At 49.8% G+C, this 11,228-nt stretch carries 10 protein-coding genes; all 10 read right to left on the minus strand.

The window, feature by feature from the left end; genetic code table 11:
- Nucleotides 1–1,879 (minus strand): ImcF-related family protein (locus QMZ65_RS24845; protein WP_283216918.1); only part of this gene is annotated, 1,879 nt, incomplete at its 3' end.
- Nucleotides 1,880–2,418: 539 nt separating this feature from the next.
- Nucleotides 2,419–3,582 carry a KPHS_23130 family T6SS system protein gene (locus QMZ65_RS24850; RefSeq protein WP_283216919.1) on the minus strand — a complete coding sequence of 388 codons (1,164 nt, stop codon included), beginning with the start codon at nucleotides 3,580–3,582 and terminating at the stop codon, nucleotides 2,419–2,421.
- Nucleotides 3,582–3,842 carry a PAAR domain-containing protein gene (locus QMZ65_RS24855; RefSeq protein WP_097118714.1) on the minus strand — a complete coding sequence of 87 codons (261 nt, stop codon included), beginning with the start codon at nucleotides 3,840–3,842 and terminating at the stop codon, nucleotides 3,582–3,584. Before QMZ65_RS24855 ends, QMZ65_RS24850 begins: the two co-directional genes overlap by 1 nt.
- A 12-nt stretch (nucleotides 3,843–3,854) precedes the next feature.
- Nucleotides 3,855–4,391: a hypothetical protein gene (locus tag QMZ65_RS24860; protein ID WP_097118713.1), complete on the minus strand. Its 537-nt coding sequence runs from the start codon at nucleotides 4,389–4,391 to the stop codon at nucleotides 3,855–3,857.
- 271 nt (nucleotides 4,392–4,662) lie between these two features.
- Entirely contained in the window at nucleotides 4,663–5,520 is an 858-nt protein-coding gene (locus tag QMZ65_RS24865) for a formylglycine-generating enzyme family protein (RefSeq protein ID WP_283216920.1), read from the minus strand.
- Entirely contained in the window at nucleotides 5,517–5,774 is a 258-nt protein-coding gene (locus QMZ65_RS24870) for a hypothetical protein (protein WP_283216921.1), read from the minus strand. Before QMZ65_RS24870 ends, QMZ65_RS24865 begins: the two co-directional genes overlap by 4 nt.
- 198 nt (nucleotides 5,775–5,972) lie before the next feature.
- Nucleotides 5,973–6,935 (minus strand): formylglycine-generating enzyme family protein, encoded by a 963-nt coding sequence (locus QMZ65_RS24875; RefSeq protein ID WP_097118710.1) that lies wholly within the window; start codon nucleotides 6,933–6,935, stop codon nucleotides 5,973–5,975.
- Between the two features lie 165 nt (nucleotides 6,936–7,100).
- Entirely contained in the window at nucleotides 7,101–8,063 is a 963-nt protein-coding gene (locus QMZ65_RS24880) for a formylglycine-generating enzyme family protein (protein ID WP_283216922.1), read from the minus strand.
- Nucleotides 8,060–10,435 (minus strand): hypothetical protein, encoded by a 2,376-nt coding sequence (locus QMZ65_RS24885; RefSeq protein ID WP_283216923.1) that lies wholly within the window; start codon nucleotides 10,433–10,435, stop codon nucleotides 8,060–8,062. The genes QMZ65_RS24880 and QMZ65_RS24885 overlap by 4 nt, the downstream gene beginning before the upstream one ends.
- Nucleotides 10,436–10,449: 14 nt before the next feature.
- Nucleotides 10,450–11,228 (minus strand): DUF2345 domain-containing protein (locus QMZ65_RS24890; protein WP_283216924.1); only part of this gene is annotated, 779 nt, incomplete at its 5' end.

Genomic DNA, 11,228 nt, shown 5'->3' on the forward strand with positions numbered 1-11,228 from the left:
TACGCAGGCTCATACTGCTGCTGCCCTGATTGTCAGTCAGCGCCAGCAGCGGGCCGAAAGTCGCATCGAGTGGGCCGATCGGTCCGCTGTTCTGGTCAATGGCAGGGAGCTTTTCGCGGTTAAAGAGGTTCTGCGCGGATTTCACCAGTGAGTCGCCAATCGCGCCGCCGCTCTGTGCAGTGCGGCCCTGCACATTAAGCGTGTTCATTAATGCCACCAGCGGCGACTGTCTGACGTCTGCCATCAGCGTGAGCTGGTCGATAGCGTCTGAAAGCGTCGGTGCCGGCTGCAGGCGCAGGCTGTTCAGGAAGTTCAGCCAGGCGGCGCTATAATCGGCAAAGTAACGGCTGCTGAGCCGCGCTTCCAGCGCTTCGGATGAGGATGCATCACCGGCAGACGGCGGCGCATCACTCAGTACCCAGTCCATCTCCTCACGCCGCTCCCTCGCCACTTTTTCAATCGCGGGTTTAACGCCGTCTTCCCACGCCTGACGGGTGAACATGCCGGGCACCACTTCATCGGTGGTAAACAGGCGACCCGCATCCGTATCGCCGGTCATGTCTGCCAAGCGCATATCGGCATACTGGTGCGCCACCTGCGCCAGCACCCGCTGGTACTGGCGGGTTTCGCTGTTGGTTACCCCCATCTGACGTACCAGCAGGGTGCGCACCTGCCTGACCAGCTCCGGGTCTGCTTTCAGCGCCCATTCAGGGTGAGCATTGAAATTCTCTGCATAGAAAGCCAGCAGCGGACTCCCGGCACCCTGCCAGTATGCCTGGTCCAGACTCTGCCGCTGCGTCCAGTTTTGCATCAGTGCCTGGCTGAACCAACTGGGGTCCATACGTTCAGGACGCGTCAGCATCAGATACAACCTGAGCTGCGTGTAGGCCTGCTTTGACTGCGTTTCCCGCAATGGGCTGTCAGATGGGAGTGAGGCATAGGCTTTCAGTGCGTCAGTGAGATACGATGCAGCAGCATCACGAATTAATGGCTTAGCCGCTGCACTATATCGGGGCAATAAGGCTGAAAGCAGTATCGTATTCTGACTTAGTCCGAGACGGCTGTACCATGGGGCACCCTGCTCAGCGCGATACTGGAGTTGTGCGACAGTCTCCTGCAACTTCCCCAGTGCACCCAGACGTTGCGCTAAAGGCTGACTGCGGTCAGCAGCGTTTTCAGCAACCTCAGCAGCACCACTAATAATGCTGCGATTGGTGGCAAAAGAGACCAGCATCCCCGCTCCCCACAGAATGACTAACGCACAGGCGGCTGCAGCGAGCATACGGCTCCACTGCAGGCCAGTGCGGATGGGGCGAAGATGTGCAGGCAGTTCGTTAGAGTTCGCGGGCAACGTATCCCAGCGATTGTCCCGTATCCAGCGGTGCGGTATGCCGCCCTCGACTTTTCCAGAAGGGGCACTGAAAACAAGACCTGCCAGCGGGAATGGGCGACGTGGACTCAGAAAGTGAGAAATCATCGCAGTAACAGACTCGGGACTTCTGCTGAGCTGGTCAGCCAGGCCGAGAAGAAAGTGATGCTGCGGATTACCAGCCACCTGCTGAATACCCTGTGAGGTGAGTAGGCCTGTGAGTTCTGCCAGCAGAGCATCAACATTACTGGTTTCAGGCAACTGGCAGCCCAGGGGCTGAGTGATACGATCCTTTTGCTCACCAGTGCGCGGATGGAGCGACCAGATAAACAGTGGAAGATGCCACCCCAGGGTATCATAACGGGCTGCGATCCCCCGAACGATAACATCAATGTTCATTGCTGGCGGTAAAGATGCTGAGGCGTCGCGACGACTTGCCGCACATCGGTCCGCAGCAGACGTAACGTACACCATTGCATCAGCCGGACGGCGGCTAAAGCCACTCAGCATTTTAAACCAGCTGTTGTTAAGGTTTTCCGACGGGTCTCCCCCCCAGAATAAAAGTGTACCGCCGTCCTCCTGCCAGAGCTGAGTCGGGAGTCCGGGGATCAGAGACTCTACATCCGCAACGCTCCCGGTGATGAGTGTGACGCGAACATTATGCCGCCAGCGTAGGCCAGAATTTATACGCAGATGAAGTCTGCACTGTTTTAACGTGTCCCGATAAAAGTCGTTATCAGGCGCATGCTCTGTCTGTTGTGTTTTGGTCCCTGTGAGCATTATTAATCGCTGCAGGAAAGTCCGTGATATCAGCCAGAGCCACGCCTCGATGAGCAGTTCGTCCATCAGTAATAACAGCAGACACATCACAGCAGTGATTAATGATGCATAAAGTTTTTGTTCACGACCGCTGAGGTGTAAAAATGGATTATTTGACCAGATGAGACCGGCACTTATTATGAATATAACGGTGATGATAACCCAGGTACTTATCCGTTTATTTTTAATCATACAGCGTTCCTTCAGCTTTCTGATTTACGCACAATTAATTAATGGGCGTTATTACCTTCAACCATTATCCACTGCGGGTTTCCTGACAATGCAGCATGTCCACTGGCGCAGATTAAAGCGATATTTCCTGTCGCCGCTCCCGGCCCGCCAAATAGATCGTCAATGTCGTAACTCTCTATATTTCCCGGAACATATCCCAGACGTTCAGCCTGCTGAATTACACGCTGTAGCGACATTTGACACACACCTGACCGCCAGAGTGTGTGTGGTTCACCATGGGACAGTTTCCCCCAGCGCAGCACATCCTCCAGTGAACTCATCAGTTCTGTTGCCACTACCGGACGATGGATCAGTACCTCGGATTTAACGTTATGCCGGGACAACCATTCTGGTGTTGCCAGTATGAGTGCCGATACTGACTCAGACTGGCGATCCCGCAGCGAGTGAAAAAGATTGATTTCAACCGACAGCATGACGGTTGCTTCATCCTGATCAAGCAAGGGATCCAGCCACATGAGCCCAGCGTCCTCTGTGCTAATCTCAGGTAGGGAAAAAGTATGAATGGGTGAAATTATGCTCTGCCAGATCCGCCCCACCTGCGAATTAGTCAGCACAGCATCGTGTTGAATACGTACAGAAATCTTGTCATCAGAGAGAGCTGACAACTCCGCTTTCAGCATGTGAAGAACATCATTGAGATAACCAGCCAGCCTTTTTTCAAAGGTCAGTATCGGGACATCCGGCATCCAGTCTGACAGACGTGCAGTGGTTACCGCACGCTGTAGTGCTGGACTGTATTGCGAGCACAGCATGCTGCCATGAGTGAGCAATACGGAGCTGAGTTTGTTGCAGCCGTAGGGCGTTATAAAAGACTGGCCCAAGACACCGACAGCGCGCTGCCCCTGCTCGACATACCTGTCATGCTGTTGCTGATGAAGCTGGTTCCAGTAGCAGGTCTTATCCCTTTCATTTTCATAAGCCTTTAGCCGGAGACCATAACACGCAAATCCGGCAGAGAGAGGTATTGCCAGGGTGCAAAACCAGAACCAGACAGAGTTTGTAGGCATATCCCTGGGCCACAGCCAGAGAGAGAGCATCACACCACTTAACGTGAGGAGTGCAATGACCAGGATCCATCGCAATGATGAAGGCGCCTCCGGCAGTTGCCGCTTTGGCGGGATTTTTTCCAGTTCAATGGGCATTACTGACGCCTTCCGGCAATGGGTAATGAGGAGATTAACGTGCAGCCACAACCACAGCGGTGCCCCTGAAGTGCAACAGGTTTACCGTTAATTTTTGCCACTTCATCGCCTTCTGCAATGGTCGTCCCGCCATGGGCCGAGCACATCACCTTATCCCCTGCACAGGAAACGTCCTTGCCCTGGAATCTTACCCCGGAACTGCCCTGCAGGACGGTGCCACCGCTGGACAGGGTATCCCCGATACGAATCACTCCTTTCACTCATTTCTCTCCTTAAAACAGGTAAACCACCAAACCACAGATCACCATTACCGCAATCAGAATGGTGAAAATGTGACACCCCACCTTGTCTGTTGCACTGAGTTTCAGGTGCCATCCTGAATTCTGCACAACCTTAAAAATTGGGTTTTTAATGTCTCGCGTTCTGAATTTGAAAGCATATTGCTGACCGAATGAACCGTCCTCTTTAATCCCCCATGAAGCTCCCTGACTGAATTCCTTACGACTTCCCAGGCGTACTTCTTTTTTCTTAATAAAACGTTTTAATTGCACGTCCCAGTTAATGTCTGTCGATTTTTCTGTGTAACGCACTGTTTTGTTATCCACATCAAAAATCAATTTCAGTTCAAACTGTTTTTTCAATCCCTCCATACCAAAAGGCTCAATTGCTTTGGCATCGACTATTTTCCACGAGGCGATTAGTTCATCCCTTGAAGAAACTATATTAAATGGAATATCAATCTCGTAATTTAGAGCCAACAACTCTTTTTTTAACATTAAAAGCGAATCATGCATTTCAGCATCACTCATTATTTCCACCTTCCGTTATAAGAACGTCATACCAGTGGGGCAACAGCACCAATTGATAATGAAAGGGAATCTATTATCCTAAGAAATTAAAGCAGGCCGGCTCAAGGTTGTGCTGTGTTAGCACTCTGCGGTGTCACATGACAGAGCGAGGCGTACCAGGGATTATCTTCGCTGTACAGGGGGCATACCGGGACGTAACAGGTTCAGTCCGGCATAATTTCGGTTTATTGATTGTTAAACCACAGAGGCTAATTCAGCAGTTCCGGCTCATTCACCACACAACGGGCCGGATGGCCCCGCGAAGCACCTTCCAGTATTGCCCTGTCTCTTCATCTTTAATCACGCCGGACTCCGGTCCATGAGGGTCTTTGACCGGAGATTTTTTGTACCAGTCCGGATCATACCAGTCCATGACCCACTCTCTGCCGTTCTCTGCCATTCCATAAAGCCCCGCCGGTGAAGGTGGGTACTTATCTACTGGCAGGCGGATAAGCGGTGAGTCGATTCTGTACTGCTGGGCGGCTATCTCACGATCTTCATCCGTCGCAAAGTTCTCACCACGCTCCGTTTTCCGGTTATAACGCAACGTACCGTCATCAGTGGCAATAATGACATACTGCCCTTTATTTCTGGCTGAATATTCCCACTGTGCTTCCGTCGGGAGCGAGAAATTTAAACCTGTGTTTTTCTTTAACCAACGGCAATACGTATCCGCCTCGCGCCAGTCAATTATTGCAGGGCTGTTATCTAATATCGTCATCTCCGAGAGCATCGTATCACTCACTTCATCATTATAATTTCGCGGAGAGCTCCCAGATAACCTCAGATACAATGCGTACTCTTCATGACTGATTTTATATTTTGAAATCGAATAGGCAGACAGCTCTACCATGTGAGCCGGCTTGTTGCTCTTATCACCCGTACAATACGCCCCGCCATTACGCATTTCCGAACAAAAGTCCCCCATCAGAAACGTCCCTGCCGGCATATAAACCATGTCCGCCCTGACGCGGCTGAGGAATACGTCCAGCTCTTTATTCTGCTCTGCCGTGAGGGGCGGCGTGACCACTTTTTTATCATCACACCCTGAAAGAATTATCAGGAGAAAAACAGCTAAATTTCTTTTCATTTTCGGGCCGACTCAAGGTTATGTTTTTTAATGGCACTCTGCGGTGTCACATGACAAAGCGAGGCATACCAAGGATTGTCTTCGCAGTAAAGGGCGTACTGCTTCGTGCAGTTGGGCGCAAACGGGTATCCGAAAGCTGATTTTTCCTTTAAACGGCGATACACTTCGCGGAAGTCCTGCAGTTCCAGCTTCTGAATCAGGTCATTCAACTGCTTGTCATGATTAATAGCCGACGTCAGAAAAATGCGTATCATTTCTTCACCCCGTCTAATTAACCATTCCAGCCCAGAATAAAGAAGACTATGTGAAAAAATTTAACCACCACTGACTTAAAACGTTATTTATGCTTGCAAAAATTTAAGATTGGTCAATTTTTTTCATAGCCGCAGTTAATATCTGCTGATTTTTTTAATAAAGGTTGGGGCATACCCCATAATTATAAATTAGTGTATTTATTCCAGAGGAGCAGATTGGTTCACCACACAACGAGCAGTAACGCCCGCAGGAAAATCCGGTTCGGGAATTTTGTAGCTGCGGCTGAAGGTAAGACCTGAAGGCCATCCGGGCGATGGATGGTCAGCCCCCTTTAAAACTTTCCAATACTGCCCAGTGGTATTATCTTTGATCACCCCTGAATCAGGGCCTTGAGGATCCTTTGTTGTCGATATCTTGTACCAATCAGGATCATACCAATCTATAACCCACTCCTTTCCATTATCTGCCATACCATACAATCCTGCCGGTGAAGGAGGATATTTATCAACAGGAAAGAAAACATACTGGGAGTCGATACCCAATTGCTCTGAAATTGTCTGTCTGTCATAATCCGTAGCAAAGTTATCACCAACATCTGTTTTTCGGTTATGACGCAAAGAACCGTCATCAGTGGCAATACTGACATAACCCCCTTTATTTCTTGCAGCATACTCCCACTGAGCCTCAGTCGGGAGTGAATAATTAAAACCAGTTTGCTTCCTCAGCCAAGTGCAGTAATTATCAGCCTCACGCCAATTAATAATAGCTGGACCTTCTTTCATAGCCGTCATTTCAGAAAGAGCTTTATTTCTCCATGGTTTTTCAAATTGCTGAAGAGGACGTCCGCTTATTTTTAGATAAAAGCTATAATCTTCATGCGTGATTTTTTTCTTTGAAATTGAAAAGGCTGATAGCTCAACTTTGTGAGCCGGCTTATTATTCTTATCGCTTGTGCAAAACGCCCCGCCATTACGCATTTCCGAACAAAAGTCCCCCATCAGAAACGTCCCTGCCGGCATGTAAACCATGTCCGCTCTGACGCGGCTGAGGAATACGTCCAGCTCTTTCTTATGTTCTGCCGTCAGGGGCGGCGTGACCACCTTCTTATCATCACACCCTGAAAGGAGTATTAGAAGGAAAACAGCTAAGTTCTTTTTCATTTTCGGGCCGGCTCAAGGTTATGTTGTGTAATGGCACTCTGTGGTGTCACATGATAGAGCGAGGCATATCAGGGTTCGTCTTCGCAATTAAAGAGTGCGTACAGTTGGGCTGCACCGGTTTCAGTCCGGTATCATTTCAGTTTATTGATTTTTAAACTACAGAGACTAATTCAGCGGCTCCGGCTCATTCACTACGCAACGGGCCGTATGGCCCGCAGGATATCCCGGTTCCGGAATGTCATAACTGCGGCTGAACGTGAGCCCGGACGGACGGCCAGGTGCTGGCAGGATGGCTCCGCGCAGCACCTTCCAGTATTGCCCTGTCTCTTCGTCTTTAATCACGCCGGACTCCGGGCCATGAGGGTCTTTGACCGGAGATTTTGCGTACCAGCCCGGGTCATACCAGTCCATGACCCACTCTCTGCCGTTATCCGCCATACCATACAAACCTGCCGGAGACGGGGGAAATTTATCGACAGGTAAACTTAGAATCCCTGGGTCGATCCCAACAGGCCGGGCTGCAAGTTCCCGATCTTCATAAGTACCAAAATTCACCCCTAACTCTGTGTCTCTGCTGACGCGCAGGGAACCGTCATCCGTGGCGATACTGACGTACTTCCCACGGTTTCTCGCGGCATACTCCCACTGTGCTTCCGTCGGGAGCGAGAAATTTAGCCCAGTCTGGCTCTTAAGCCAATGGCAGTACTTATCTGCATTGTGCCAGTTGATAATCGCCGGGCTGTTTTTTAGCACCGTCATTTTAGCGAGTCTTTCATTCCTGTACTCTTTATTAAAGCTCTGCGCTGGCAACCCAGAAACTTCCAGGTAAAACTTATAGTCCTGATGCGTGATTTTGAATCTGGATATTGAGAAGGATGATAGCTCAACCTCATGAGCTGGCTTGTTGTTTTTATCTATAGTACAGAACGCCCCGCCGTTGCGCATTTCTGAACAAAAATCCCCCATCAGAAAGGTGCCCGCAGGCATATATACCATATCGGACTTAATACGGCTGATAAATGCGTCCAGTTTTTTTTGTTGTGGTGCAGATAATTCCGGCGCGACTATTTTTTTTTCATCACATCCGGACAGGATGAACAGTAATAACAATAAGATTTTTTTCATCATTTATTCAAAAAGTTAAGTGCATTCGTGATTACTGGATTTGCTGGTGCAATATGGCAAAGTGAGGCGTACCAGGGATTATCGTCACAATACAGGGCGTATTGCTTCGTGCAGTTCGGTGCAAAAGGATACCCGAAAGCGGGCTTTTCTTTTAAGCGGCGGTAAACTTCACGGAAATCCTGCAATTCAAGCCGTTTAATCATCTCATTTAACCGGTGATCTTGATTAATACCGATTTGCAGAGCGGTGCGTATTAGCTCTTCCTGCTGTTTAATTAATCTCGCCTGCCCTAATTTAGAAATGGGAGCGCCTGCAACCTTTTCGCCGTTACCGGTCATCCTTATCAGTACTTCAGCCCACTCACGTTTCGTCTGTATGCTGCTTAGTATGGTTAGCACGGCTTTTTTCCGCTGATGCGCCGTATCCGGGATGGGCAACAGACCATTCTCAGAGTTATCGATTAAAGATGCTAATTTGTGATTACTGGGGTCAATCCGGTCATACATTCCCCCCTGTATGAGAAGATAAATTGAAATACCCTTTCCTTCAGGAGTGAAATGATAAACTTCTGACGGATTATTATTTATCTGCTCAGCAAACTGGTTTCTGCTATCGGATGCCTCAGCAGCATTCGATAGATTCTTTTTGATATTTTTTATGAAATCGTCAAAATCTTCTGACACTGTATAATATGTGGCTTTCATTTTATTGTAATAGTTTTCATAAATACTCTTCCCACCCATAAGAACTATCAGGGTCAGAGCCTTAAAAGCATCCTTAGCGAACACCTTAAAATAACGGTAATCCATCCCGTACAGCTGGTAAACCGCCCACACTGCAAACTCGGTAAACTGATGTGGTGTAACTTCTCCCTGAGCTGAGCCTTTAGCTCCGACACCAAGGCAAACCCCGCCGGATATCCGGAATTTAAACTTCCCATCTTCGAACCAGAACTCGTACTCCCCGGACCCGCCCAGCCCAGCCTGTAGCTCGCCACCCGCAATGAATGCGGCAAAATCGGTGAACTTGCCCACCCGTTGGGCAGACGCCGCGGATTTAGGGCTGATACTCAGCACTTTATCCAGCACCTTCGTGTCCGATATCGACGCCTCCATGCCAAACGTGCGTAACATATCCGGCAGGTGGTCTACCAGAGACTCAAACGGTTTCAGCCACTGCAGCGCGCCGCCAAAGGTCCCGCCGGCGGATACACCCGCGAACAACTCTGCCCTGACCGACGTTGCGGCAGATGTCTCCTTTTCCGTATCAACCATCACCCCTTTCTGACGCAGTGCAAAGCGGGAGTATGGCGCACGGACACCCATCAGCTTCTGCTGTCCGTCACTCACCACAAATTGCAGATTGCCTTCTATCCTCGCTGAGGCGCCTGCAAATCCCGTCAGCCCCGTATCAATCCTTGAGCGCAGCACGCCCAGGTTCGCCTCTTTATTTTCATCGTTGATGATAAATTTCAACTGCCACCCGCCACGATCCGGCTGATAAAAGGTGGCTTTGACGTGCGCCTCTGCAAGCGTCAGCGTTGCCTCAGCCTCGCCGCTGATGATTCCCGCATTTTCTTTTCGGTTCCAGTCAAGCTGCGCACCTGCGTTCGAGGAAAAACGGAGAAACTGTGCGCCTGCGGAGACATCTATTACGCGCCCCTGTGCAGCATAGCCATCCTGCCCGTTCCAGGCCTCTGCCCACTCAGTCAGGCTGGCCTCATACGTTCCCTCCGCACCGAAGGCGGTTTTTCCTGAGGACATTTGCGTGAGCGACTCTATGACCTTCTGAAAACGTTCCCGTATCGCTTTCGTGCTGATAGCAATGATGTTGCCGTCCTTATCTCGCTGGTAAAAATCCTCTGCACCCAGGTTGTTCAGGCTGATGACCGTCATCCTGCCCGAGAAAGCCTCGTAGTCGGTTTTCTTCATGTAACAATAGAATCGCCCGTAGATGCCCTTTTTCAGAGGCTCAAGAGGAATAAGTTCAACGAGGCCGGCATAACCCGCCTGCTCATCAAACTCCCCCACCTCCTTCTGCAGCGCCTCTGTCGCTTTTTCAGCCTCTATTTCCGTCGACACGACCGCATCGAAATAAGCCGGTAGCGCTTCCTGACTGGCTATGTCATTACGCTTTTTATAATAAGCCTCAATCGCCGCTGAATGACGGACCCGTGCCTTTTCAAGCCTGTCCATCAACTCACTTAGCTTGCTGGTTAAATCATCAAACTCACCTGAATCAGATTCATCCAGGAAAATGACTTCCGTGGTTTCCGGTCGGAAATAGCACTGGCAGGAGGTGTGATGCGCATTAACAGTGTTACCGTCTTTTTTGCTCAGTGCATTTTCTGCCGCGGGAGGGTGTTTCGCGCTCATTGATTAAAGTCCCTTTATTCGTAATGCAGTGATATCGCCGCCTCGTTCAGGCCGTAGTGCGCTTGCGTATATCCCTGCTCGTCCGTCACGCCACGCAGGATTTGTCCGTCTGCGCTTTCAATTCGGTAAGGTATATAGGCTTTAGGCTGTTGTGTGGCCTGATCCAGTACACGGAATCGACCATTCATTGTGTTCGTAAACTGCGGGTCGCTAACGGGAACGGCTAAAAGTGCAGTTTCCAGTGAGGCATTACCACCCCACGCAATATCTCCACTTTTAAGAGATATCCTCGAAGGAGCACCTATTTCTACGGATCCGTTTTTAATTTTTATATAGGCGCCACCTTTGCTGGTCAGGGTAATTCCCTGGCTGGCATTGAGGATTATTTCCCCGCTGATACTGTTAACCGCCAAATTTTTGTTTGCCTGAAGACGCATGGCATCGGTTTGTGCCTGAATGTCGACATCGCCTTTTGCTGCATATACTTTTAGCCCCATCCGGTGCGCAAAAAGGCTGATGGCTTCACCCGCCGCAACAGTGAAACGTTTCACAATACTCATATCGACATTTTTGCCTGCTGTTGCCGTCAGGCTTTGGCCTGAAGAGAGTTGAATATTGCTCGCCGTTGCTGCGGCTATGCCTGCGGGTGCAGAAAGCAGAATTCCGGCATCTTTAAACTTATTAAGCGCTTCCGCTAATTTTTGTTGGGACTGAGCTGGAGTTGCCCCCGCTAAAACGGACACGGTTAATTTATAGCTAGCAGCGAACTTCTGTATTCCCTTGGTGACTGCAT

Origin of the sequence: Pantoea sp. EABMAA-21 (assembly GCF_030053335.1) — a bacterium.
Classification (GTDB): domain Bacteria; phylum Pseudomonadota; class Gammaproteobacteria; order Enterobacterales; family Enterobacteriaceae; genus Pantoea; species Pantoea communis.